This window comes from Burkholderia cepacia, assembly GCF_001718835.1.
Taxonomy (GTDB): domain Bacteria; phylum Pseudomonadota; class Gammaproteobacteria; order Burkholderiales; family Burkholderiaceae; genus Burkholderia; species Burkholderia cepacia_F.
Window position 1 is genome coordinate 358,148 of sequence record NZ_CP013443.1, and the last position, 23,692, is coordinate 381,839.

The window sequence follows — 23,692 nt, forward strand, 5'->3', positions numbered from 1 at the left end:
TGCGCTTTTCAGGCGCCTCGCCCGTTTGTGTTGAAGCACGATGCAGCAGGGCTGCATCGTGTCATCCCAGTAGAGGATCAAAGTGGCTCGCAAGACTCCTATCGAGCGCTACCGCAATATCGGTATTAGCGCTCACATCGACGCCGGCAAAACGACGACGACCGAGCGCATTCTGTTTTACACCGGTGTGAACCACAAGATCGGTGAAGTCCACGACGGCGCAGCCACGATGGACTGGATGGAGCAGGAACAGGAACGTGGCATCACGATCACGTCCGCTGCTACCACGGCCTTCTGGAAGGGCATGGGCGGCAACTATCCGGAACACCGCATCAACATCATCGACACCCCGGGTCACGTCGACTTCACGATCGAAGTGGAGCGTTCGATGCGCGTGCTCGACGGCGCGTGCATGGTGTACTGCGCAGTGGGCGGCGTGCAGCCGCAGTCGGAAACGGTGTGGCGCCAGGCTAACAAGTACAAGGTGCCGCGTCTCGCGTTCGTCAACAAGATGGACCGTACCGGCGCGAACTTCTTCAAGGTCTACGACCAGCTCCGTCTGCGCCTGAAGGCGAACCCGGTTCCGGTCGTGGTGCCGATCGGCGCGGAAGAAAACTTCAAGGGCGTCGTCGACCTGATCAAGATGAAGGCGATCATTTGGGACGAAGCGTCGCAAGGCACGAAGTTCGACTACGTCGACATCCCGGCCGAGCTCGCGGAGACCTGCAAGGAATGGCGCGAGAAGATGGTCGAAGTGGCTGCCGAAGCCAGCGAAGACCTGATGAACAAGTACCTGGAAGAAGGCGATCTGCCGGAAGCCGACATCGTCAAGGCGCTGCGCGACCGTACGATCGCGTGCGAAATCCAGCCGATGCTGTGCGGTACCGCGTTCAAGAACAAGGGCGTGCAGCGTATGCTCGACGCCGTGATCGACTTCCTGCCGTCGCCGGTCGACATCCCGCCGGTCAAGGGCGAGCTCGAAAATGGTGAAGAAGCGGAGCGCAAGGCGTCGGACGACGAGAAGTTCTCGTCGCTCGCGTTCAAGATCATGACCGACCCGTTCGTCGGCCAGCTGATCTTCTTCCGTGTGTACTCGGGCGTCGTCAATTCGGGCGACACGCTGCTGAACTCGACCAAGGGCAAGAAGGAACGCCTCGGCCGTATTCTGCAGATGCACGCGAACCAGCGTGAAGAAATCAAGGAAGTCCGTGCAGGCGACATCGCTGCTGCGGTCGGCCTGAAGGAAGCGACCACCGGCGACACGCTGTGCGATCCGGCAAACCCGATCGTGCTCGAGCGCATGGTGTTCCCGGAGCCGGTGATTTCGCAGGCTGTCGAGCCGAAGACCAAGGCTGACCAGGAAAAGATGGGCCTGGCGCTGAACCGCCTGGCACAGGAAGATCCGTCGTTCCGCGTGCAGACCGACGAAGAGTCGGGCCAGACCATCATTTCGGGCATGGGCGAGCTCCACCTCGAAATTCTGGTCGACCGGATGAAGCGTGAATTCGGCGTGGAAGCAACCGTCGGCAAGCCGCAGGTTGCATACCGCGAAACGATCCGTTCGACGGCGAAGGACGTCGACGGCAAGTTCGTCAAGCAGTCGGGTGGTCGCGGCCAGTACGGTCACGCGGTCATCACGCTCGAGCCGAACGAGCAAGGCAAGGGCTACGAGTTCTTCGACGAGATCAAGGGCGGTGTGATTCCGCGTGAATACATCCCGGCGGTCGACAAGGGTATTCAGGACACGCTGAAGTCGGGCGTGCTGGCTGGCTTCCCGGTCGTCGACGTGAAGGTTCACCTGACGTTCGGTTCGTACCACGACGTTGACTCGAACGAAAACGCGTTCCGCATGGCCGGTTCGATGGCGTTCAAGGAAGCGATGCGCAAGGCGAACCCGGTCGTCCTCGAGCCGATGATGGCTGTCGAAGTCGAGACGCCGGAAGACTACATGGGCAACGTGATGGGCGACCTGTCGGGCCGTCGCGGTATCGTCCAGGGCATGGAAGACATGGTTGGCGGCGGCAAGATCGTGCGCGCCGAAGTGCCGCTGTCGGAAATGTTCGGCTATTCGACGTCGCTGCGCTCGCTGACGCAAGGTCGTGCAACGTACACGATGGAGTTCAAGCACTACGCTGAAGCTCCGCGCAACGTTGCTGATGCGATCATCAGCGCGAAGTCGAAGTAATTCGCTATCTCAATCGATAATTTTTGAAAGAAGAGAATCATGGCAAAAGGTAAATTCGAGCGGACCAAGCCGCACGTGAACGTTGGTACGATTGGTCACGTTGACCACGGCAAGACGACGCTGACGGCAGCGATCACGACGGTTCTGACGAAGAAGTTCGGCGGCGAAGCGAAGGCGTACGACCAGATCGACGCGGCACCGGAAGAAAAGGCGCGCGGCATCACGATCAACACGGCACACGTCGAGTACGAAACGGCTAACCGCCACTACGCACACGTCGACTGCCCGGGCCACGCTGACTATGTGAAGAACATGATCACGGGCGCGGCGCAGATGGACGGCGCGATCCTGGTTTGCTCGGCAGCAGACGGCCCGATGCCGCAAACGCGTGAGCACATCCTGCTGGCGCGTCAGGTTGGCGTTCCGTACATCATCGTGTTCCTGAACAAGTGCGACATGGTGGACGACGCAGAACTGCTCGAGCTGGTCGAGATGGAAGTTCGCGAGCTGCTGTCGAAGTACGACTTCCCGGGCGACGACACGCCGATCGTGAAGGGTTCGGCCAAGCTGGCGCTGGAAGGCGACACGGGCGAGCTGGGCGAAGTGGCGATCATGAGCTTGGCAGACGCGCTGGACACGTACATCCCGACGCCGGAGCGTGCAGTTGACGGCGCGTTCCTGATGCCGGTGGAAGACGTGTTCTCGATCTCGGGCCGCGGTACGGTGGTGACGGGTCGTGTCGAGCGCGGCATCGTGAAGGTCGGCGAAGAAATCGAAATCGTCGGTATCAAGCCGACGGTGAAGACGACCTGCACGGGCGTTGAAATGTTCCGCAAGCTGCTGGACCAGGGTCAGGCAGGCGACAACGTCGGTATCCTGCTGCGCGGCACGAAGCGTGAAGACGTGGAGCGTGGCCAGGTTCTGGCGAAGCCGGGTTCGATCACGCCGCACACGCACTTCACGGCTGAAGTGTACGTGCTGAGCAAGGACGAAGGCGGCCGCCACACGCCGTTCTTCAACAACTACCGTCCGCAGTTCTACTTCCGTACGACGGACGTGACGGGCTCGATCGAGCTGCCGAAGGACAAGGAAATGGTGATGCCGGGCGACAACGTGTCGATCACGGTGAAGCTGATCGCTCCGATCGCGATGGAAGAAGGTCTGCGCTTCGCAATCCGTGAAGGCGGCCGTACGGTCGGCGCCGGCGTCGTCGCCAAGATCCTCGACTAAGATCGACGATCCGCGGGCCCCGGCGGGGCCTGCGATTCCGCGGTACGCGGCTGTACCGTCGAAACCGGGTGTCCAGCTTGTGCTGGCACCCGGTTTTGTTTTTCCGGCACCCCGTTGCGGGTGGCGACAAACCCGCACCACCGCTTTATTTTTTCGTGTAGAATCGCGGGCTTAGCAGTGGAAGTACCGTTCGGAACCTGTCGCTTCGCTCCCCGCAGGCAGCAGGTTTCGCGTTCTTTTGGTGTCCGGCGGTGCAACATCGCCTCGCTCTTTTCAAGGAATCGTCATGCAGCAACAGAAAATCCGCATTCGCCTGAAGGCTTTCGACTATCGTCTGATCGATCAATCGGCTGCCGAAATCGTCGATACCGCGAAGCGGACTGGCGCAATCGTCCGTGGCCCGGTGCCGCTGCCGACGCGCATTCAGCGTTTTGACATCCTGCGTTCGCCGCACGTCAACAAGACGTCGCGCGATCAGCTCGAAATCCGTACCCACCAGCGCCTGATGGACATCGTCGATCCGACCGACAAGACGGTTGACGCGCTGATGAAGCTCGACCTGCCGGCTGGCGTCGACGTGGAAATCAAGCTGCAGTAAGGCTTTCGGCGCCAGCTGGCATGCCGGGTGGCGCTAAGTCTTTGTTATTGCTTGCGGAAATCGAGAAGTCGGGCTATACTGCTTGGCTTTTCGCGTATTCGCGTAAAAAAGTTGGGCCTTGCGTGCCCGGCATTTTGTAAATCAGCCCCGACCAATCGCAGTCGGGAATGGAGAAAATGATGAGCCTTGGACTCGTAGGTCGCAAGGTTGGCATGACCCGTATCTTCACGGCTGAAGGGGATTCGATTCCCGTCACCGTGCTGGACGTGTCGGACAACCGCGTGACGCAGATCAAGACTGTTGAAACCGACGGCTACACGGCCGTGCAGGTTGCATTCGGCTCCCGTCGTGCATCGCGCGTGACGAAGCCGCTGGCAGGTCATCTCGCCAAAGCCGGTGTCGAAGCCGGTGAAATCCTCAAGGAATTCCGCATTGACGCGGCCAAGGCAGCCGAGCTGTCGAATGGCGCCGTGGTCGGTGCCGATCTTTTCGAAGTGGGCCAGAAGGTCGACGTGCAAGGCGTGTCGATCGGTAAGGGCTACGCCGGTACGATCAAGCGTTACAACTTCTCCTCCGGCCGTGCGACGCACGGTAACTCGCGCTCGCACAACGTGCCGGGCTCGATCGGTATGGCGCAGGATCCGGGTCGTGTTTTCCCGGGTAAACGCATGACGGGTCACATGGGTGACGTGACGGTGACGGTGCAGAACCTCGAAATCGCCCGTATCGACGCAGAGCGCAAGCTGCTGCTCGTGAAGGGCGCGATTCCGGGCGCGAAGGGCGGCAAGGTCTTCGTGACGCCGGCCGTCAAGACCAAGGGGGCGAAATAATGGAACTCAAGCTCCTGAACGAAAATGGTCAGGAAGGTGCAGTGGTCAACGCATCGGACGTCGTGTTCGGTCGTGACTACAACGAAGCGCTGATCCACCAGGTCGTCGTCGCTTACCAGGCGAATGCTCGCCAGGGTAACCGCGCACAGAAGGACCGTGAGCAAGTCAAGCACACGACCAAGAAGCCGTGGCGCCAGAAGGGTACGGGCCGTGCTCGTGCCGGTATGTCGTCGAGCCCGCTGTGGCGTGGCGGTGGTCGTATCTTCCCGAATTCGCCGGAAGAAAACTTCTCGCACAAGGTCAACAAGAAGATGCATCGCGCAGGTCTCTGCTCGATCTTCTCGCAGCTGGCCCGTGAAGGCCGCCTGTCGGTCGTCGAGGACATCATCCTCGAAGCGCCGAAGACCAAGCTGCTGGCCGACAAATTCAAGACCATGGGTCTCGACTCCGTGCTGATCATCACCGACACGGTTGACGAAAACCTGTACCTGGCATCGCGCAACCTGCCGCACGTGGCAATTGTCGAGCCGCGCTACGCTGACCCGCTGTCGCTGATCTACTTCAAGAAAGTGCTGGTCACGAAGGCTGCGGTCGCCCAGATCGAGGAGTTGCTGTCATGAGCGAGATTCGCAAGAACGATCATCGTTTGATGCAGGTCCTGCTCGCACCGGTGATCTCGGAAAAGGCGACGCTGGTTGCCGACAAGAACGAGCAAGTCGTGTTCGAAGTCGCACCGGATGCCACGAAGCAGGAAGTGAAGGCGGCTGTCGAGCTGCTGTTCAAGGTTGAAGTTGATTCCGTCAACGTGCTGGTTCAGAAGGGCAAGCAAAAGCGCTTCGGCCGTTCGATGGGCCGCCGCAAGGACGTGAAGAAGGCGTACGTTTGCCTGAAGCCCGGCCAGGAAATCAACTTTGAAGCGGAGGCCAAGTAATCATGGCAATCGTTAAAGTTAAGCCGACATCGCCGGGTCGCCGCGCGATGGTCAAGGTGGTCAACAAGAACCTGCACCAGGGCAAGCCGTTCGCGGCACTGCTCGACTCGCAGAGCTCGACCGCCGGCCGTAACAACAATGGCCGTATCACCACGCGTCACAAGGGTGGTGGTCACAAGCAGCACTATCGTATCGTCGATTTCCGTCGCACGAAGGATGGCATCCCGGCAAAGGTCGAGCGTCTCGAGTACGACCCGAACCGTAGCGCGAACATCGCGCTGGTGCTTTACGCAGACGGCGAACGTCGCTACATCATCGCCCCGAAGGGCCTGACCGTCGGCCAACAGCTGATGTCGGGTTCGGAAGCGCCGATCCGCGCAGGCAACACGCTGCCGATCCGCAACATTCCGGTCGGTACGACGATCCACTGCATCGAGATGCTGCCGGGCAAGGGCGCGCAAATGGCGCGTTCGGCTGGTACGTCGGCCATGCTGCTCGCCCGTGAAGGCGTCTACGCGCAGGTTCGTCTGCGTTCGGGCGAAATCCGCCGCGTGCACATCGAGTGCCGTGCAACGATCGGTGAAGTCGGCAACGAAGAGCATAGCCTGCGCCAGATCGGCAAGGCTGGCGCGAACCGCTGGCGCGGTATCCGCCCGACGGTGCGTGGCGTTGCGATGAACCCGGTTGATCACCCGCACGGTGGTGGTGAGGGCAAGACGGCTGCAGGTCGCGATCCGGTCAGCCCGTGGGGTACGCCGGCTAAGGGTTATCGCACCCGTAGCAACAAGCGCACGACGACGATGATCGTCCAGCGCCGTCACAAGCGTTAAGGAGTAGGCAATGGCACGTTCTGTAAAAAAAGGTCCGTTCTGCGACGCCCATTTGCTGAAGAAAGTTGAGGCGGCTGCAGCTTCGCGCGACAAAAAGCCGATCAAGACCTGGTCGCGTCGCTCGACGATTCTGCCGGATTTCATCGGCCTGACGATCGCCGTTCACAACGGCCGTCAACACGTTCCGGTGTACATCTCGGAAAACATGGTCGGCCACAAGCTTGGCGAGTTCGCACTGACCCGTACGTTCAAGGGTCACGCGGCCGACAAGAAGGCCAAGAAATAAGGGGCAATCAAGATGGAAGTGAAAGCAATTCATCGCGGTGCCCGCATCTCGGCGCAAAAAACGCGCCTTGTGGCTGACCAGATCCGCGGTTTGCCGGTCGACAAGGCGCTGAACGTTCTGACGTTCTCGCCGAAGAAAGCGGCTGGCATCGTGAAGAAGGTTGTGCTGTCGGCAATCGCGAATGCGGAGCACAACGAAGGCGCCGATATCGACGAGCTCAAGATCAAGAGCATCTACGTCGACAAGGCTGCATCGCTCAAGCGTTTCACCGCGCGCGCCAAGGGCCGCGGTAACCGCATCGAGAAGCAATCCTGTCACATCACTGTGACGGTCGGGAATTAAGGAGCCATACGATGGGACAGAAAATTCATCCGACTGGCTTCCGCCTGGCTGTCAGCCGCAATTGGGCTTCGCGTTGGTACGCGAACAACAACAATTTCGCGGCGATGCTTCAGGAAGACATCGGTGTTCGTGAATACCTGAAGAAGAAGCTGAAGAACGCTTCGGTCGGTCGGGTCGTCATCGAGCGTCCGGCGAAGAACGCGCGCATCACGATTTACAGCTCGCGTCCGGGCGTGGTCATCGGCAAGAAGGGCGAGGATATCGAACAGCTGAAGACGGAACTGCAACGCCGCATGGGCGTGCCGGTTCACGTCAACATCGAAGAAATCCGCAAGCCGGAAACCGATGCTCAACTGATCGCTGACTCGATCACGCAACAGCTCGAGCGCCGGATCATGTTCCGTCGCGCGATGAAGCGTGCGATGCAGAACGCGATGCGTCTGGGTGCTCAAGGCATCAAGATCATGAGCGCGGGCCGTCTGAACGGTATCGAAATCGCTCGTACGGAGTGGTATCGCGAAGGTCGCGTGCCCCTTCACACGCTGCGTGCTGATATCGACTACGCGACTTCGGAAGCGAAGACGACCTACGGGATCATCGGCGTCAAGGTGTGGGTTTACAAGGGCGACACGCTCGGCCGCAACGACGCACCGGTGGTGGAAGAAGTAGCCGAAGACAAGCGTCCGCGTCGCAATGCGCGTCCGGGCGACCGTCGTCCGCGCCGTGACGGCGAAGGCGGCGCTCCGGGTGCTCGTCGTGGCGCACCGCGCCGCGGCGCCGGCAAGCCCGAAGACGGCAAGACTGGAGAATAACGATGCTGCAACCGAAACGCAGAAAGTATCGTAAAGAGCAGAAGGGTCGTAACACCGGCAAGGCGACGCGCGGCAACGCAGTGTCGTTCGGTGAATTCGGTCTGAAGGCGATCGGTCGCGGTCGTTTGACCGCACGTCAGATTGAAGCGGCGCGTCGTGCAATGACGCGTCACATCAAGCGTGGCGGCCGCATCTGGATCCGGATCTTCCCGGACAAGCCGATTTCGCAGAAGCCGGCCGAAGTGCGTATGGGTAACGGTAAGGGTAACCCGGAGTACTACGTCGCCGAGATTCAGCCGGGCAAGATGCTCTATGAAATGGACGGCGTAACCGAAGAACTGGCACGCGAAGCGTTCCGTCTGGCTGCAGCCAAGCTGCCGCTGAAGACGGCATTCATCGTGCGCCAGCTCGGCGCCTAAGGAGAAAACATGAAGGCTTCCGAACTTCTCCAGAAAGACCAGGCCGCGCTCAACAAGGAGCTGGCGGACCTGCTGAAGGCGCAATTCGGCCTGCGCATGCAACTCGCGACCCAGCAGCTCACGAACACGAGCCAGCTGAAGAAGGTTCGTCGCGACATCGCACGTGTGCGGACCGTCATGACTCAGAAGGCGAACCAGAAATGAACGATAGCGTGAAAACCTCGCTGAAGCGGACGCTGGTCGGTCGGGTCGTCAGCAACAAGATGGACAAGACCGTCACCGTGCTGATCGAGCACCGCGTCAAGCATCCGATCTACGGCAAGTATGTCGTGCGCTCGAAGAAGTACCACGCGCATGATGAAGCGAACACCTACAACGAAGGCGATCTCGTCGAAATCCAGGAAACGCGTCCTGTTTCGAAGACGAAGGCCTGGACGGTGTCGCGCCTCGTCGAAGCAGCTCGCGTCATCTAAGCGGGCAGCGCAGTAGGCAGTAACCGGCACTTCTCCACGAAGTGCTTGAAATCGCAAAGTTTTTGCTTGCGTGACCGGGATTATTTGTTATAATCCCGGTCTTCCCTCTTTATGGGAGCCCCGTCGCGGGCGAAGTTGGTGGGGGAAGCGGACCGGCGCCTGCCTGTCCGAAAGATTCACCGAATTGCGATGGCGGGTTTCGTTTGCCGTCGCTGCTGTTCCAACCCAAGCAGCCGATTGGCTGACGGGACCAAGACTGACCGAATGCATCATGGTGGTGCATCCGGATTAAGTTGGGAAAGACAAACCATGATCCAGACCGAATCTCGGCTCGAAGTAGCCGACAACACGGGTGCACGTGAAGTCCTGTGCATCAAGGTGCTCGGCGGCTCGAAGCGTCGTTATGCCGGCATTGGCGACATCATCAAGGTGAGCGTCAAAGAGGCAACGCCGCGCGGGCGCGTGAAGAAAGGCGAAATTTACAACGCCGTGGTGGTCCGCACTGCCAAGGGCGTGCGCCGTCAAGACGGCTCGCTGATCAAGTTCGACGGCAACGCCGCTGTGCTTTTGAATAACAAGCTCGAGCCGATCGGCACCCGTATCTTCGGGCCGGTGACGCGTGAGCTGCGTAGCGAACGATTCATGAAGATCGTTTCGCTGGCGCCGGAAGTGCTGTAAGGAGTCGCGATGAACAAGATTCGCAAAGGTGACGAAGTCATCGTCGTCACTGGCAAGGACAAGGGCAAGCGCGGCGTCGTGCTGGCTGTCGGTGCAGAGCATGTGACGGTTGAAGGTATCAACCTCGTCAAGAAGCATGTGAAGCCGAACCCGATGAAGGGTACGACGGGTGGCGTGGAAGCGAAGACGATGCCCCTGCATATTTCGAACGTCGCACTGGTCGACGCGAATGGCAAGGCGTCGCGTGTTGGCATCAAGGTCGAGGAAGGCAAGAAGGTTCGCTTCCTGAAGACGACCGGTGCCGTACTGAGCGCCTGACGCAGCGGAGTAAAAAATGGCTCGTTTTCAAGAGTTTTACAAAGAAAAGGTTGTGCCCGGCCTGATCGAGAAGTTCGGTTACAAGTCGGTCATGGAAGTGCCGCGCATCACCAAGATCACGCTGAACATGGGTCTTGGCGAAGCGATCGCTGACAAGAAGATCATCGAGAACGCCGTTGGCGACCTCACGAAGATCGCTGGTCAGAAGCCGGTCGTGACGAAGGCACGCAAGGCAATCGCAGGCTTCAAGATCCGCCAGGGTTACCCGATCGGCGCGATGGTGACGCTGCGTGGCCGTGCAATGTACGAATTCCTCGACCGTTTCGTGACGGTTGCCCTGCCCCGCGTGCGTGACTTCCGCGGTGTGTCGGGTCGTGCTTTCGATGGCCGTGGCAACTACAACATCGGTGTGAAAGAGCAGATCATTTTCCCCGAAATCGACTACGACAAGATCGACGCACTGCGTGGGCTGAACATCAGCATCACGACGACTGCGAAGACCGACGACGAAGCAAAGGCTCTGCTCGCCAGCTTCAAGTTCCCGTTCAGAAACTGAGGTTACCGTGGCTAAACTGGCACTGATCGAACGTGAAAAGAAGCGCGCCCGCCTGGTCGCGAAGTTCGCAGCAAAGCGCGATGCGCTGAAGGCGATCGTCGAAGACCAAAGCAAGTCGGAAGAAGAGCGCTACGAAGCACGCCTTGAGCTGCAGCAACTGCCCCGCAACGCAAACCCGACCCGCCAGCGTAACCGCTGCGCGATCACGGGCCGTCCGCGTGGCACGTTCCGTAAATTCGGCCTCGCGCGTAACAAGATTCGTGAAATCGCATTCCGTGGCGAGATTCCTGGCCTGACCAAGGCGAGCTGGTAATAGGAGAAACGTAAATGAGCATGAGTGATCCTATCGCCGATATGCTGACTCGCATCCGCAACGCGCAGATGGTCGAGAAGGTATCGGTTGCGATGCCCTCGTCGAAGGTCAAGGTTGCAATCGCGCAAGTCCTGAAGGACGAAGGTTACATCGACGATTTCGCCGTCAAGGCGGAAGGTGCGAAGTCCGAACTGAATATCGCGCTGAAGTACTACGCAGGTCGCCCGGTCATCGAACGCCTCGAGCGCGTGTCGAAGCCTGGTCTGCGCGTGTACCGCGGCCGTAACGACATTCCGCAGGTCATGAATGGCCTGGGCGTGGCAATCGTGTCGACGCCGAAGGGCGTGATGACCGACCGCAAGGCGCGCGCTACCGGCGTCGGCGGCGAAGTCATCTGCTACGTCGCTTAAAGCCGAGGAGAGAGAAACATGTCTCGAGTAGGTAAGAGCCCGATCGCGCTGCAAGGCGCGGAAGTCAAGCTGGCCGACGGTGCGATCACCGTCAAGGGCCCGCTGGGCACCATCACGCAAGCGATCAATCCGCTCGTGAACGTGGCGAACAACGACGGCACGCTGAACCTGTCGCCGGTGGACGAAAGCCGCGAAGCAAATGCACTGTCGGGCACGATGCGCGCGATCATCGCGAATGCCGTGCACGGCGTGACCAAGGGTTTCGAGCGCAAGCTGACGCTGGTTGGCGTCGGTTATCGTGCGCAAGCGCAAGGCGACAAGCTGAACCTGTCGCTGGGTTTCTCGCACCCGGTGGTGCACCAGATGCCGGAAGGCGTCAAGGCAGAAACCCCGACGCAAACCGAAATCGTGATCAAGGGGATCAACAAGCAACAAGTCGGTCAAGTAGCTGCGGAAGTTCGCGGTTACCGTCCGCCGGAGCCGTACAAGGGCAAGGGCGTGCGCTATTCCGACGAGGTTGTGATCCTCAAAGAAACGAAGAAGAAGTAAGGGTGCGCAATCATGGATAAGACTCAATCTCGCCTGCGCCGCGCTCGCCAGACGCGTATCAAGATCGCTGAGCTGCAGGTCGCGCGTCTCGCCGTGCATCGCACGAACACGCACATCTACGCTCAAGTGTTCTCGCCCTGCGGCACCAAGGTGCTCGCCAGCGCGTCGACGCTCGAAGCAGAAGTGCGCGCTGAACTGGCCGACAAGTCGGGCAAGGGCGGCAACGTTAATGCCGCGACGCTGATCGGCAAGCGTATTGCCGAGAAGGCAAAGGCTGCCGGCATCGAATCCGTCGCCTTCGACCGCTCGGGCTTCCGCTACCACGGCCGCGTCAAGGCGCTGGCTGAGGCAGCTCGCGAAGCTGGGCTCAAGTTCTAAGGAAGGAATTCGTCATGGCAAAGATGCAAGCGAAAGTTCAGGCTGACGAGCGCGACGACGGCCTTCGTGAAAAGATGATTTCGGTCAACCGCGTGACCAAGGTCGTGAAGGGTGGCCGTATTCTCGGCTTCGCCGCACTGACCGTGGTTGGCGACGGCGATGGCCGCATCGGTATGGGCAAGGGCAAGGCGAAGGAAGTGCCGGTCGCTGTCCAGAAGGCAATGGAACAAGCTCGCCGCAACATGTTCAAGGTGCCGCTCAAGAACGGCACGCTGCAACACGAAGTGCACGGCAAGCATGGCGCATCGGCTGTCCTCCTCGCTCCGGCGAAGGCAGGTACGGGCGTGATCGCCGGCGGCCCGATGCGCGCAGTGTTCGACGTGATGGGCGTTCAGAACGTCGTGGCAAAGAGCCACGGTTCGACGAACCCGTACAACCTCGTTCGCGCCACGCTGGACGGTCTGCGCAAGCAGTCCACCCCGGCAGACATCGCGGCGAAGCGCGGCAAGTCCGTCGAAGAAATTTTGGGCTAAGCCCGGGTGGTCACCATGTCTGAAAAAACTGTCAAGGTTCAGCTCGTTAAGAGCCTGATCGGGACCCGCGAATCGCACCGCGCGACCGTGCGTGGCCTGGGCCTGCGCCGACTCAACTCGGTCAGCGAGCTTCAGGACACGCCGGCGGTCCGCGGCATGATCAACAAGGTCTCGTACCTCGTTAAGGTCATCGCGTAAGCGGCCCTACGGATCAAGGAGTTGATATGGAATTGAATAACCTGAAGCCGGCCGCTGGCGCCAAGCACGCCAAGCGTCGCGTCGGCCGTGGCATCGGTTCGGGCCTCGGCAAGACGGCTGGCCGTGGTCACAAGGGTCAGAAATCGCGTTCGGGCGGCTTCCACAAAGTCGGTTTCGAAGGCGGTCAGATGCCGCTGCAACGTCGTCTGCCGAAGCGCGGCTTCACGTCGCTGACGAAGGAATTCGTCGGTGAAGTGCGCCTGGGCGACCTCGAGAAGCTGCCGGTCGATGAGATCGATCTGCTCGCACTGAAGCAAGCCGGCCTGGTCGGCGAGCTGACGAAGAGCGCAAAGATCATCGCGACGGGCGAACTGAAGCGCAAGATCGTCGTGAAGGGTCTCGGTGCCACCAAGGGTGCGCGCGCTGCGATCGAAGCGGCTGGCGGTTCGTTCGCCGAGTGACACGCGTAGCGCGTCGTCATTTGCATTCATCGGAGAAGGTACTTGGCTAACAGCCCGAGTCTTGCAAAACCCGGTCGAAGCACGGCGAAATTCGGCGATCTGCGCCGGCGAGCGATGTTCCTGCTCCTGGCGCTGATCGTCTATCGCATCGGCGCGCACATTCCCGTGCCGGGCATCGATCCGGATCAACTGGCTAAGCTGTTCCAGAGCCAGGCGGGCGGCATCCTGGGCATGTTCAACATGTTCTCGGGTGGCGCGCTTTCCCGCTTCACGATCTTTGCGCTGGGGATCATGCCGTACATTTCGGCGTCGATCATCATGCAGTTGCTGGCGATCGTCTCGCCGCAGCTCGAGGCGCTGAAGAAGGAAGGGCAGGCAGGGCAACGGAAGATCACGCAGTACACACGGTATTTCACCGTCGTGCTCGCGACCTTCCAGGCGTTCGGTATCGCGGCTGCGCTGGAAAACCAGCCGGGCCTCGTCACCGATCCCGGCATGCTGTTCCGTCTGACGACGGTCGTGACGCTGGTTACCGGCACGATGTTCCTGATGTGGCTCGGCGAGCAGATTACCGAGCGTGGTCTGGGCAACGGTATCTCGATCATCATCTTCGGCGGGATCGCAGCAGGGTTCCCGAATGCCGTCGGTGGGTTGTTCGAGCTGGTGCGTACGGGTTCGATGAGCATCATTTCGGCGATCATCATCGTCGTCCTGATTGCCGCGGTGACTTACCTGGTCGTGTTCATCGAACGCGGGCAGCGCAAGATCCTCGTGAACTACGCGAAGCGCCAGGTTGGCAACAAGATCTACGGTGGGCAGTCGTCGCATCTGCCGCTGAAGCTGAACATGTCGGGTGTGATTCCGCCGATCTTCGCATCGTCGATCATTCTGTTCCCGGCAACGATTCTCGGCTGGTTCAGTACCGGTCAGCCGACGGGAAGCTGGATTTCCAACACGTTGCATAACGTTGCGGAAGCGCTGAAGCCGGGCCAGCCGGTCTATGTGTTGCTGTACACGCTGGCGATCGTGTTTTTCTGCTTCTTCTACACCGCACTGGTGTTCAACAGCAGGGAAACCGCAGACAACCTGAAGAAGAGCGGCGCGTTTGTTCCGGGCATCCGTCCGGGCGATCAGACCGCACGATATATCGACCGCATCCTCACGCGTCTGACGCTGGCCGGTGCGATCTACATCGTCTTCGTGTGTCTGTTGCCGGAATTCCTGGTGCTGCGCTGGAACGTGCCGTTTTATTTTGGTGGAACGTCGCTGCTGATCATTGTCGTCGTCACGATGGACTTTATGGCGCAGGTGCAGTCGTACGTTATGTCGCAACAGTATGAGTCACTGCTCAAGAAGGCTAACTTCAAGGGCGGCAACATCCCAATGCGTTAATAAGGACTATGGCCAAAGACGATGTAATCCAGATGCAAGGCGAGGTGATCGAAAACCTCCCGAATGCGACCTTCCGCGTGAAGCTGGAAAACGGCCATGTCGTGTTGGGGCATATCTCCGGAAAGATGCGGATGCACTACATCCGCATTCTCCCGGGCGACAAGGTGACGGTTGAATTGACGCCTTACGATCTGTCTCGTGCGCGGATCGTGTTCCGGGCGAAGTGATTTGAAAAAAGGGTATTATCATGAAAGTGATGGCATCGGTTAAGCGCATTTGCCGCAATTGCAAGATCATCAAGCGCAAAGGCGTCGTTCGCGTGATCTGCAGCTCGGATCCGCGCCACAAGCAGCGCCAAGGCTGACCGCGCGTTTGTTTGCGCTTTTTGTTTGAGGAAAAACAATGGCTCGTATCGCAGGGGTTAACATCCCGAATCACCAGCATACCGAGATCGGCCTGACGGCTATCTTCGGTATCGGCCGCACCCGTTCGCGCAGCATCTGCGTGGCAGCTGGCGTCGATTTTTCGAAGAAGGTCAAGGATTTGACCGACGCAGACTTGGAAAAGCTGCGTGAAGAAGTGGGCAAGTTTGTCGTCGAAGGCGATCTGCGCCGTGAAGTGACGATGAACATCAAGCGCCTGATGGACCTCGGTTGCTACCGTGGTGTTCGTCATCGCAAGGGCCTGCCGATGCGCGGTCAGCGTACGCGTACGAACGCACGTACTCGCAAGGGTCCGCGTCGTGCAGCGCAAGCGCTGAAGAAGTAAGCGGAACTGACAGTTACAGGAAAACGTAATGGCTAAGGCTTCGAACACCGCGGCGCAACGCGTTCGCAAGAAGGTTAAGAAGAACGTCGCTGAAGGCGTGGTTCACGTTCACGCGTCGTTCAACAACACGATCATCACGATCACCGATCGCCAAGGCAACGCACTGGCATGGGCGACGTCGGGCGGTCAGGGCTTCAAGGGCTCGCGCAAATCGACGCCGTTCGCTGCCCAGGTCGCAGCCGAGTCGGCTGGCCGCGTCGCGATGGAATACGGCGTGAAGAATCTGGAAGTGCGGATCAAGGGCCCGGGCCCGGGTCGTGAGTCGGCAGTGCGCGCACTGCACGGCCTCGGCATCAAGATCACCGCGATTTCGGATGTCACCCCGATTCCGCACAACGGCTGCCGTCCGCCGAAGCGTCGTCGTATCTAAAGATGTGCTGGCACGTTCGTGCTGGCGCATTGCCTGTCGCCGCGTAGCGTCGACGGGCGTTGCTTTTTTGATTGACTAAGCCCACCGTTCGCCCCAAAGGGAGCGAACTAGCGCGGATTTCGATCCGCGTGACTGATTGATAAAGGAATGCAAAGTGGCACGTTATATCGGCCCTAAGGCCAAGCTGTCCCGCCGTGAAGGCACCGACCTGTTCCTGAAGAGCGCACGCCGCTCGCTCGCCGACAAGTGCAAGCTCGACAGCAAGCCGGGCCAGCATGGCCGTACCTCGGGCGCACGTACGTCCGACTACGGTACGCAGCTGCGTGAAAAGCAGAAGGTCAAGCGCATCTACGGCGTGCTGGAGCGTCAGTTCCGTCGCTACTTCGCTGAAGCCGACCGCCGCAAGGGCAACACGGGTGAAAACCTGCTGCAACTGCTCGAGTCGCGCCTCGACAACGTCGTGTATCGCATGGGCTTCGGCTCGACCCGCGCTGAAGCGCGTCAGCTGGTGAGCCACAAGTCGATCACCGTGAACGGCGTCGTCGCGAACGTCCCGTCGCAGCAAGTGAAGGCGGGTGACGTCGTCGCGATCCGCGAAAAGGCGAAGAAGCAAGCGCGTATCGTCGAAGCGCTGTCGCTGGCCGAGCAAGGCGGCATGCCGAGCTGGGTTGCAGTCGATGCGAAGAAGTTCGAAGGCACGTTCAAGCAAATGCCGGAACGCGCTGAAATCGCAGGCGACATCAACGAAAGCCTGATCGTCGAATTGTATTCGCGTTAATCCGATTGACGGCCGAGGTACCCCGATTGCGTTGCGCAAGGAGGGGCCTCGGCTGTTTATTTTCTGGTTGTTACCGGTCAGCCTTATCGGTGTAACGAGCCGAGGGTATTGAAAAGGAAAGCCCATGCAAACCAGTTTGCTGAAACCCAAGATCATCGCCGTGGAATCGCTGGGCGAGAACCACGCGAGGGTGGTCATGGAACCGTTCGAACGCGGTTACGGCCATACCTTGGGCAATGCGCTTCGCCGCGTGCTGCTGTCGTCGATGGTTGGCTACGCGCCGACCGAAGTGACGATCGCGGGCGTGGTGCACGAGTACTCGACGCTGGATGGCGTGCAGGAAGACGTCGTCAACCTGCTGCTGAACCTGAAGGGCGTGGTGTTCAAGCTGCATAACCGTGACGAAGTGACGGTTACGCTGCGCAAGGAAGGTGAAGGCGTTGTCACGGCCGGCGATATCGAGCTGGCTCACGACTGCGAAGTCATCAACCCGAATCACGTGATTGCGCACCTGTCGAAGGGTGGCAAGCTCGACGTTCAGATCAAGATCGAAAAGGGTCGCGGCTATGTGCCCGGCAACGTCCGTCGCTACGGCGAAGACACGGCCAAGATCATCGGCCGCATCGTCCTCGACGCATCGTTCTCGCCGGTTCGCCGCGTGAGCTATGCGGTCGAAAGCGCACGTGTCGAGCAGCGTACCGACCTCGACAAGCTCGTGATGAACATCGAAACGAGCGGCGTGATCACGCCGGAAGAAGCGATCCGTCAATCGGCCCGCATCCTGGTCGACCAGCTGTCCGTGTTCGCGGCGCTGGAAGGCACGGAAACGGCAGCCGAAGCGCCGTCGCGTGCACCGCAGATCGATCCGATCCTGCTGCGTCCGGTGGACGATCTCGAGCTGACGGTTCGTTCGGCGAACTGCCTGAAGGCCGAGAACATCTACTACATCGGCGATCTCATCCAGCGCACGGAAAACGAGCTGCTGAAGACGCCGAACCTCGGTCGCAAGTCGCTCAACGAGATCAAGGAAGTGCTCGCTTCGCGCGGTCTCACGCTGGGCATGAAGCTCGAAAACTGGCCGCCGGCTGGTCTCGACAAGTAAGCCCGCTTGTAGCGCTGCTGTTGCTGTAGTTGGCAAAGATGCGGATTTTCCTTTAAAATCCGCATCTTGCTTTTTTCGTTACCGGCCCGTGCACCCATCGAGGTGCGATAGAAGAGCTGGATCAAAACTTTGAATCAAGGAAACTGAAATGCGCCATCGTCATGGTCTGCGGAAACTGAACCGCACGAGCAGCCACCGTCTGGCTATGCTCCGTAACATGTCCAACTCGCTGATCGAGCACGAAGTCATCAAGACGACGCTGCCGAAGGCGAAGGAACTCCGTAAAGTCGTCGAGCCGCTGATCACGCTCGGCAAGAAGCCGTCGCTGGCAAACCGTCGCCTGGCGTTCAACCGCCTGCGCGATCGTGACTCGGTGGCGAAGCTGTTCGACGTGCTCGGTCCGCGTTTCGCGAACCGTCCGGGCGGCTACCTGCGCGTGCTGAAGTTCGGCTTCCGCGTGGGCGACAACGCACCGATGGCACTGGTCGAACTGCTCGATCGTCCGGAAGTCGACGAAACGGAAAACGTGCAAGAAGCTGAATAAGCTTCCCGGTACGTCGCAGCAACAGAAAAGGGTCAAGCATTCGCTTGGCCCTTTTTGCTTGGCGGCCGCGGAGTGCGGTCGATTGCCGCAGGCGGCCGCCGGCACCATCGCGCAGGGTGCGCTACGATACGGAGCAAACAGCTGGCGAATGCGCCGGCGAACGAAACTGGAGGTGCGCGAATGGTCGTGGTGCTGATGCTGACGACGGTGCCCGATGCCGTGACCGCCGAAGCGCTTTCCGACGGTGCGCTCGATGCGCGGCTTGCCGCGTGCGTGTCGGAGCTCGGTGCGATCAGGTCGCGCTATCACTGGCAGGGCAAGGTCGAAACGGCCGACGAGATCCAGTTGCTGTTCAAGACGAGCCCCGTGCGCTCGCTCGAGCTGGAGCGCTTCATCCAGTCGCACCATCCTTACGACACGCCCGAAATCGTCTCCTGGCAAGCTGCGGCCGCGCCGAAGTACGGCCAGTGGGTGACCAGCGAAACTCAACGTCTATTTCATGTTTAACGGTATGGCTCTTCGCGCGCGCATCCATGCGTTGCGGCTCCTCGCGCTGCTGCTGTCGCTCCTCGCGTTCACGCTGGGCGGCCTGTCGGTCGCGCGTGCGGCCGACGATTTCCTCGATCCGTCGGTGGCGTTCAAGTTCAGCGCGAGCGAATCGCCGGGGCAGGTGGACGTCCGCTTCAAGGTCGCCAACGGCTATTACCTGTATCGCGAGCGGTTCGCGTTCGCGGTGAAGAGCGGGCAGGCGACGCTCGGCGATCCGCAGTTCCCCGCCGGCCATGTGAAGTTCGACCAGACGTTCCAGAAGAACGTCGAGACCTATCGTGACGAAGTCGTCGTTCACGTGCCCGTCAAGCAAGCGTCGGGGCCGTTCGAGCTCGCGGTGACGTCGCAGGGCTGCGCCGATGAAGGGATCTGCTATCCGCCTGCCGAGCACGTCGTGAAGGTGAGCGGCGACGCGCTCGGCGCGGTGTCCCCGGCGGCGACCGCGGCCTCGCCGGCCGGCCGGGACGACGCGGCCGGCAGCTGGCTCGACAAGGTCACGAGCGCCGATTTCGCGCAGTCGCTGCTCGAGGGGCACGGCTTCTTCACGATCGTCGCGCTGTATTTCGTCGCGGGCGTCGTGCTGAGTCTTCTGCCGTGTTCGTACCCGATGATCCCGATCGTGTCGGCGATCATCATCGGCCAGGGTACGCGTGCGACGCATGCGCGCGGCTTTGCGCTGTCGCTGACGTACGTGGTCGGCATGGCGCTGGTCTATACGGTGCTCGGCATCGCCGCTGCGCTGGTCGGCCAGAGCCTCGGCGCGTGGCTGCAGAACCCGTGGGTGCTCGGCGCGTTCGGCGTGCTGCTCACCGCGTTCGCGGTATCGCTGATTTCGGGCAAGGACATCGCGTTGCCCGCGCGCTGGCAGAACGGCGCCGCCAACGCGACGACCGGCCACAAGGGCGGCCACTTCGTTGCGGTTGCCGCGATGGGTGCGCTGTCCGCGCTGGTCGTGGGGGCATGCATGACGGCGCCGCTGTTCGCGGTGCTCGCTTTCATCGCACACACGGGCAATGCGCTGCTCGGCGGTGCCGCGCTGTTCGCGATGGGGCTGGGGCTCGGCGTGCCGTTGCTCGTGGTCGGCATCGGTGCCGGCACGGTGCTGCCGCGCGCAGGTGCATGGATGGACGGCGTGAAGGTGTTCTTCGGCATCGTGCTGCTCGCGGCCGCGCTGTGGATCGTGTGGCCGGTGCTCGGCGGGGCGTTTCGGATGATGCTGGCCGCGCTGTGGCTGCTCATCGCGGCGGCGGCGCTCGGCCTGTTCACGCCGCATGCCGGCGCCGCGTCGATCTGGCGCCGCCTCGGCCGCGGCCTCGGTGCCGCGCTCGCGATCTGGGCGGCGACGCTGCTCGTCGGCCTCGCCGCAGGATCGACCGATCCCGTCAAGCCGCTGGCGGTGCTTGCCGCGCGCACGACCGCATCCGTGGCCGGCCCTTCCGCGGCCGGTGCGCCGGGCGCGGAAGGGCCGACGTTCGCGTCAGTGGGGTCGAATGTCGAGCTCGACGCGCTGCTGAAGACGTCGGGCCAGCCCGTGATGCTCGACTTCTACGCCGACTGGTGTGTGAGCTGCAAGGAGATGGAGCATCTGACGTTCACGGATTCACGCGTGCAGGCGCGGCTTGCGCAGCTTCACCTGGTACGAGCGGACGTCACCGCAAACAATCCGGACGACCAGGCGCTGCTCAAGCGTTTCAACCTGTTCGGGCCGCCGGGCATCATCTTCTTCGATCGCAACGGCAACGAAATCGGCCGCGTGGTCGGCTATCAGGCGGCCGAGACGTTCCTGCGCAGCCTCGATCGCGCGGCGGTGCCGACGGTGTGATCGGCGCGCGCCGCTCGCGGGTCCGAGACGTTCGAATGCCCTGAGCGCACAAAGACGGCGTCGGCCCTCGATCGACCGGCAAGAAAAAACGGCGACGCACCGAAGTGCGCCGCCGTTTTGCTTTCCGGCCTCCGGCGCCGGGTCAGCGCTGCGCTTTCAGCAGGCGCGCGGCGTCGAGCGCGAAGTACGTGAGCACGCCGTCGGCGCCCGCACGCTTGAACGCGAGCAGCGATTCGAGCACGACCTTGTCGTGGTCGAGCCAGCCGTTCATCGCGGCGGCCTTCAGCATCGCGTATTCGCCGCTCACCTGGTACACGTAGGTCGGAAAGCGGAACTCGTCCTTCACCCGGCGCACGATGTCGAGGTACGGCATGCCGGGCTTGACCATCACCATGTCGGCGCCTTCGTCGATGTCGAGGCGCACTTCGCGCAGCGCTTCGTCGCTGTTCGCCGGGTCCATCTGGTAGGTCATCTTGTTGCCCTTGCCCAGGTTGGACGCCGAGCCGACCGCGTCGCGGAACGGGCCATAGAACGCCGATGCGAACTTGGCCGAATAGGCCATGATGCGCGTATGGATATGGCCGTCGCTTTCCAGCATCTCGCGGATTGCGCCGATGCGGCCGTCCATCATGTCCGACGGCGCGACGATGTCGACGCCGGCCTCCGCCTGCGCGCGCGCCTGATCGATCAGGATCTCGATCGTGTCGTCGTTGATCACGTAGCCGTTCTCGTCGAGCACGCCGTCCTGGCCGTGGCTCGTGTACGGATCGAGTGCGACGTCGGTCAGCACGCCGAGTTCGGGGAAGCGCTTCTTCAGCTCGCGCACCGCGCGCGGGATCAGGCCTTCCGGGTTGGCTGCCTCGCGGCCGTCGGGCGTTTTCACCGACGGTTCGATGGCCGGGAACAGCGACAGGACGGGCACGCCGAGTTCGACGCATTGCTCGGCGACATGCATCAGCAGATCGACGGACACGCGTTCGACGCCGGGCATCGACGGCACCGGCTGCCGTTCGTTGGTGCCTTCGACGACGAATACCGGATAGATCAGGTCGTCGGTGGTCAGGCGGTTTTCGCGCATCAGGCGCCGGGAGAAGTCGTCGCGGCGCATCCGGCGCGGACGATGAAGCGGATGAAAGCTCATGGCGATTGGGTAGAAATCAGGGCTAGAAGGACCTTACGGAACCCTTCGGTCATTTTCGGGAGCGTTGGTATATGATAGCGATCGAGCGGCACGCGTCGCGTGCAGCTCCCCGCTTCTCCTCCCTGAGCGGGTGCCTGTCGTTTTTCGATTAGGCTGTTTGACCCGCCGTTCAACGGCGGGTTTTTTTATGAGCCGGCCGAATCCGCAGGCGCCGTCAGGTGCGCGCCGCCGATCCCGGCCGCGCGCTGCCCGATCATTGTGCTACAGGCTCGCTTTTTTCGTCGGCGGCGGACGGCCGCACCCAGCTCTCGATCAGTTCGTGCGCCTCGTCGAGCCCCGTGCGCTTCATCGCGGAGAACAGCTGGACCGTCAGCTTGCCCTGGACGCCCTGGTCGCGATACGCATCGAGCCCCTTTTGCGTGGTCCGCAGCGCATTGATGCTTTCTTGGCGCGTCAATTTGTCGCACTTCGTCAGCAGCGTGTGGATCGGCTTGCCGGTCGGCACGAACCACTCGATCATGCGGCGATCGAGGTCGGTCAGCGGGCGGCGCGAATCCATCATCAGGATCAGGCCGCAAAGCTGCGAGCGGGTTGCCAGGTAGGACGACAGCAGCATTTCCCAGTGGGCCTTGGCGGCACCGGGCACTTCCGCATAGCCGTAGCCGGGCAGGTCGACGAGATTCGCGACGGGCTCGGCGGCCGGGCCGACGGAGAAGTAGTTGATATGCTGCGTGCGGCCGGGCGTCTTCGACGCGAAGGCCAGCCGCTTCTGGTTGCACAGCACGTTGATCGCCGTCGACTTGCCGGCATTCGAGCGGCCCGCGAACGCGATTTCCGGCTGGACCGTCGGCGGCAGGTCGCGCAGATGGTTGACGGTCGTGTAGAAGCGGGCTTGATGGAGCAGAAAGGCCATGGGAACCAAGGACGGGCGGCGCGAGCCGCTTGGTGGAGGCGGGGTAGCCCCGATAGGCGCGGGAGCTTTCAACGCGATATTGTACAATACGGCGGTTTTGCCGAAGGCCACCGGGCGCCTGCCTCGCGCTTTTATGTGGCTTCTGCGGTAGACTGAACGCCGTCGTTTTTTGCAGAACCTCAAAATTCCCACAAGACGAAACAGGGTGTGCGAATGAATCGACTGTGCAAGTCTCTGATGGTGCTTCAGGTTGCAGCAGGGTTCGTAGGTTTCGTAACGGAGGCAAACGCGGCGGAGGCGGCAAAGCCGGATCTCGACCGCGGCAGGGCGATTGCCGGGCAGGTGTGCGCATCGTGTCACGGTGCCGACGGCAATAGCGCGTCGGGCAGTTTCCCGAAGCTTGCCGGCCAGCATCCCGAATATCTGGTCAAGCAGTTGAACGACTTCAAGACGCAGCCGGGCGCGAAGGGGCCGGTGCGGACCAACGCAGTGATGGTCGGATTCGCGAGCGCGCTGAGTGCCGACGACATGCGCAACGTCGCCGCGTACTACGGGTCGCAGACGACGAAGCTCGGCACCGCACGCGACGCGGCGACCGTGCCGATCGGCCAGAAGATCTATCGCGGCGGCATCGCGGAGAAAGGCGTACCCGCCTGCGCGAGCTGCCACGGGCCGACAGGGCAGGGTCTCCCGGTTCAGTACCCGCGTCTGTCGGGGCAGTGGGCCGATTACACGGTCGCGCAGTTGACCGCGTTCCAGCAGGGTGCCGGCGCGCGCAACAACAACGAGGCGATGCATCAGATCGCGACGCGGCTGTCGGACAACGAGATCAAGGCCGTCGCGGATTACATCGCGGGCCTGCGTTGAGCGGGTCAGCCGCGAACGGAATGACCGGACGCCCGAAGGGCGGCCGGAGTCAGAAC

General features: G+C 61.3%; 36 protein-coding genes. 34 read left to right on the top strand and 2 right to left on the bottom strand.

All coding sequences use genetic code 11. The features are described 5' to 3' along the window. The first annotated feature begins 82 nt into the window (after positions 1-82). The 33 genes from fusA (at position 83) to dsbD (ending at position 20,715) form a co-directional block, all read left to right on the top strand. On the top strand, positions 83-2,185 hold the full coding sequence (fusA, locus tag WT26_RS04905; protein WP_021161762.1) for an elongation factor G: 2,103 nt from the start codon (positions 83-85) through the stop codon (positions 2,183-2,185). 39 nt (positions 2,186-2,224) lie between these two features. After that, a complete protein-coding gene (gene tuf / locus WT26_RS04910; RefSeq protein ID WP_057056448.1) occupies positions 2,225-3,415 on the top strand; it encodes an elongation factor Tu in 1,191 nt (396 codons plus the stop codon). Positions 3,416-3,701: 286 nt separating this feature from the next. Continuing rightward, entirely contained in the window at positions 3,702-4,013 is a 312-nt protein-coding gene (gene rpsJ, locus WT26_RS04915; RefSeq protein ID WP_004199280.1) for a 30S ribosomal protein S10, read from the top strand. Positions 4,014-4,192: 179 nt separating this feature from the next. Next, on the top strand, positions 4,193-4,843 hold the full coding sequence (gene rplC / locus WT26_RS04920; protein ID WP_006482922.1) for a 50S ribosomal protein L3: 651 nt from the start codon (positions 4,193-4,195) through the stop codon (positions 4,841-4,843). Next, on the top strand, positions 4,843-5,463 hold the full coding sequence (gene rplD, locus WT26_RS04925) for a 50S ribosomal protein L4 (RefSeq protein ID WP_006477192.1): 621 nt from the start codon (positions 4,843-4,845) through the stop codon (positions 5,461-5,463). The genes rplC and rplD overlap by 1 nt, the downstream gene beginning before the upstream one ends. After that, positions 5,460-5,774, top strand: a complete 315-nt coding sequence (rplW, locus tag WT26_RS04930; RefSeq protein ID WP_004199275.1) for a 50S ribosomal protein L23 — start codon at positions 5,460-5,462, stop codon at positions 5,772-5,774. Before rplD ends, rplW begins: the two co-directional genes overlap by 4 nt. A gap of 2 nt (positions 5,775-5,776) precedes the next feature. After that, positions 5,777-6,604: a 50S ribosomal protein L2 gene (gene rplB, locus WT26_RS04935; protein WP_006482900.1), complete on the top strand. Its 828-nt coding sequence runs from the start codon at positions 5,777-5,779 to the stop codon at positions 6,602-6,604. A 10-nt stretch (positions 6,605-6,614) separates the two neighbouring features. Beyond that, positions 6,615-6,890 (top strand): 30S ribosomal protein S19, encoded by a 276-nt coding sequence (rpsS, locus tag WT26_RS04940; protein WP_004199273.1) that lies wholly within the window; start codon positions 6,615-6,617, stop codon positions 6,888-6,890. Positions 6,891-6,902: 12 nt separating this feature from the next. Further along, positions 6,903-7,232, top strand: coding sequence for a 50S ribosomal protein L22 (rplV, locus tag WT26_RS04945; protein WP_004199272.1), 330 nt, complete (start codon positions 6,903-6,905; stop codon positions 7,230-7,232). Between the two features lie 11 nt (positions 7,233-7,243). Beyond that, positions 7,244-8,044: a 30S ribosomal protein S3 gene (rpsC, locus tag WT26_RS04950; RefSeq protein WP_006482899.1), complete on the top strand. Its 801-nt coding sequence runs from the start codon at positions 7,244-7,246 to the stop codon at positions 8,042-8,044. A gap of 2 nt (positions 8,045-8,046) precedes the next feature. Further along, on the top strand, positions 8,047-8,463 hold the full coding sequence (gene rplP, locus WT26_RS04955) for a 50S ribosomal protein L16 (RefSeq protein ID WP_006482873.1): 417 nt from the start codon (positions 8,047-8,049) through the stop codon (positions 8,461-8,463). Positions 8,464-8,472: 9 nt separating this feature from the next. Next, entirely contained in the window at positions 8,473-8,667 is a 195-nt protein-coding gene (gene rpmC / locus WT26_RS04960; protein ID WP_006400652.1) for a 50S ribosomal protein L29, read from the top strand. Then, a complete protein-coding gene (rpsQ, locus tag WT26_RS04965) occupies positions 8,664-8,936 on the top strand; it encodes a 30S ribosomal protein S17 (protein WP_006477189.1) in 273 nt (90 codons plus the stop codon). Before rpmC ends, rpsQ begins: the two co-directional genes overlap by 4 nt. Positions 8,937-9,245: 309 nt before the next feature. After that, positions 9,246-9,614 carry a 50S ribosomal protein L14 gene (rplN, locus tag WT26_RS04970; protein WP_006482918.1) on the top strand — a complete coding sequence of 123 codons (369 nt, stop codon included), beginning with the start codon at positions 9,246-9,248 and terminating at the stop codon, positions 9,612-9,614. Between the two features lie 9 nt (positions 9,615-9,623). Then, positions 9,624-9,932 (top strand): 50S ribosomal protein L24, encoded by a 309-nt coding sequence (gene rplX, locus WT26_RS04975; RefSeq protein ID WP_006477187.1) that lies wholly within the window; start codon positions 9,624-9,626, stop codon positions 9,930-9,932. Positions 9,933-9,948: 16 nt separating this feature from the next. Then, on the top strand, positions 9,949-10,488 hold the full coding sequence (gene rplE / locus WT26_RS04980) for a 50S ribosomal protein L5 (protein ID WP_006482882.1): 540 nt from the start codon (positions 9,949-9,951) through the stop codon (positions 10,486-10,488). A gap of 7 nt (positions 10,489-10,495) precedes the next feature. Next, positions 10,496-10,801: a 30S ribosomal protein S14 gene (gene rpsN / locus WT26_RS04985; protein ID WP_011350676.1), complete on the top strand. Its 306-nt coding sequence runs from the start codon at positions 10,496-10,498 to the stop codon at positions 10,799-10,801. A gap of 14 nt (positions 10,802-10,815) precedes the next feature. Beyond that, positions 10,816-11,211, top strand: a complete 396-nt coding sequence (rpsH, locus tag WT26_RS04990; RefSeq protein WP_006477185.1) for a 30S ribosomal protein S8 — start codon at positions 10,816-10,818, stop codon at positions 11,209-11,211. 18 nt (positions 11,212-11,229) lie between these two features. After that, a complete protein-coding gene (gene rplF, locus WT26_RS04995; protein ID WP_006758786.1) occupies positions 11,230-11,760 on the top strand; it encodes a 50S ribosomal protein L6 in 531 nt (176 codons plus the stop codon). Between the two features lie 12 nt (positions 11,761-11,772). Further along, positions 11,773-12,138: a 50S ribosomal protein L18 gene (rplR, locus tag WT26_RS05000; protein ID WP_006477183.1), complete on the top strand. Its 366-nt coding sequence runs from the start codon at positions 11,773-11,775 to the stop codon at positions 12,136-12,138. Positions 12,139-12,152: 14 nt separating this feature from the next. Then, complete coding sequence (gene rpsE, locus WT26_RS05005) at positions 12,153-12,671, top strand: 30S ribosomal protein S5 (RefSeq protein ID WP_006482895.1); 519 nt, start codon at positions 12,153-12,155, stop codon at positions 12,669-12,671. A 15-nt stretch (positions 12,672-12,686) separates the two neighbouring features. Continuing rightward, a complete protein-coding gene (rpmD, locus tag WT26_RS05010; protein WP_006400644.1) occupies positions 12,687-12,869 on the top strand; it encodes a 50S ribosomal protein L30 in 183 nt (60 codons plus the stop codon). A gap of 26 nt (positions 12,870-12,895) precedes the next feature. Then, positions 12,896-13,330, top strand: coding sequence for a 50S ribosomal protein L15 (gene rplO / locus WT26_RS05015; protein WP_006482880.1), 435 nt, complete (start codon positions 12,896-12,898; stop codon positions 13,328-13,330). A 42-nt stretch (positions 13,331-13,372) separates the two neighbouring features. Continuing rightward, positions 13,373-14,722: a preprotein translocase subunit SecY gene (secY, locus tag WT26_RS05020; RefSeq protein ID WP_006482915.1), complete on the top strand. Its 1,350-nt coding sequence runs from the start codon at positions 13,373-13,375 to the stop codon at positions 14,720-14,722. A gap of 8 nt (positions 14,723-14,730) precedes the next feature. After that, positions 14,731-14,949 (top strand): translation initiation factor IF-1, encoded by a 219-nt coding sequence (gene infA, locus WT26_RS05025; RefSeq protein ID WP_004521905.1) that lies wholly within the window; start codon positions 14,731-14,733, stop codon positions 14,947-14,949. Between the two features lie 20 nt (positions 14,950-14,969). After that, the gene (gene rpmJ, locus WT26_RS05030; RefSeq protein WP_004199844.1) at positions 14,970-15,086 is read left to right on the top strand and encodes a 50S ribosomal protein L36; all 117 of its coding nucleotides are present in this window, start codon (positions 14,970-14,972) and stop codon (positions 15,084-15,086) included. Positions 15,087-15,124: 38 nt separating this feature from the next. Continuing rightward, positions 15,125-15,490 carry a 30S ribosomal protein S13 gene (rpsM, locus tag WT26_RS05035; RefSeq protein ID WP_006400641.1) on the top strand — a complete coding sequence of 122 codons (366 nt, stop codon included), beginning with the start codon at positions 15,125-15,127 and terminating at the stop codon, positions 15,488-15,490. Between the two features lie 28 nt (positions 15,491-15,518). Beyond that, the gene (rpsK, locus tag WT26_RS05040; protein WP_004197937.1) at positions 15,519-15,920 is read left to right on the top strand and encodes a 30S ribosomal protein S11; all 402 of its coding nucleotides are present in this window, start codon (positions 15,519-15,521) and stop codon (positions 15,918-15,920) included. Positions 15,921-16,074: 154 nt separating this feature from the next. Further along, positions 16,075-16,698, top strand: a complete 624-nt coding sequence (rpsD, locus tag WT26_RS05045) for a 30S ribosomal protein S4 (RefSeq protein ID WP_006477177.1) — start codon at positions 16,075-16,077, stop codon at positions 16,696-16,698. Between the two features lie 124 nt (positions 16,699-16,822). Next, positions 16,823-17,800, top strand: a complete 978-nt coding sequence (locus WT26_RS05050; RefSeq protein ID WP_006477176.1) for a DNA-directed RNA polymerase subunit alpha — start codon at positions 16,823-16,825, stop codon at positions 17,798-17,800. A 148-nt stretch (positions 17,801-17,948) separates the two neighbouring features. Beyond that, positions 17,949-18,344, top strand: coding sequence for a 50S ribosomal protein L17 (rplQ, locus tag WT26_RS05055; RefSeq protein WP_006477175.1), 396 nt, complete (start codon positions 17,949-17,951; stop codon positions 18,342-18,344). A gap of 180 nt (positions 18,345-18,524) precedes the next feature. After that, positions 18,525-18,851, top strand: a complete 327-nt coding sequence (gene cutA / locus WT26_RS05060; RefSeq protein WP_069272303.1) for a divalent-cation tolerance protein CutA — start codon at positions 18,525-18,527, stop codon at positions 18,849-18,851. Beyond that, entirely contained in the window at positions 18,844-20,715 is a 1,872-nt protein-coding gene (dsbD, locus tag WT26_RS05065; RefSeq protein WP_069272304.1) for a protein-disulfide reductase DsbD, read from the top strand. The genes cutA and dsbD overlap by 8 nt, the downstream gene beginning before the upstream one ends. Positions 20,716-20,857: 142 nt before the next feature. On the opposite strand, the gene hemB is transcribed toward dsbD, so the two are convergent. Continuing rightward, the gene (hemB, locus tag WT26_RS05070) at positions 20,858-21,856 is read right to left on the bottom strand and encodes a porphobilinogen synthase (RefSeq protein WP_021161736.1); all 999 of its coding nucleotides are present in this window, start codon (positions 21,854-21,856) and stop codon (positions 20,858-20,860) included. Between the two features lie 253 nt (positions 21,857-22,109). After that, positions 22,110-22,769 carry a ribosome biogenesis GTP-binding protein YihA/YsxC gene (gene yihA, locus WT26_RS05075; RefSeq protein ID WP_021161737.1) on the bottom strand — a complete coding sequence of 220 codons (660 nt, stop codon included), beginning with the start codon at positions 22,767-22,769 and terminating at the stop codon, positions 22,110-22,112. 213 nt (positions 22,770-22,982) lie between these two features. Here yihA and WT26_RS05080 point away from each other — a divergent pair, with 213 nt between their 5' ends. Next, positions 22,983-23,636, top strand: coding sequence for a c-type cytochrome (locus WT26_RS05080; protein ID WP_069272305.1), 654 nt, complete (start codon positions 22,983-22,985; stop codon positions 23,634-23,636). Positions 23,637-23,692 lie beyond the last annotated feature (56 nt).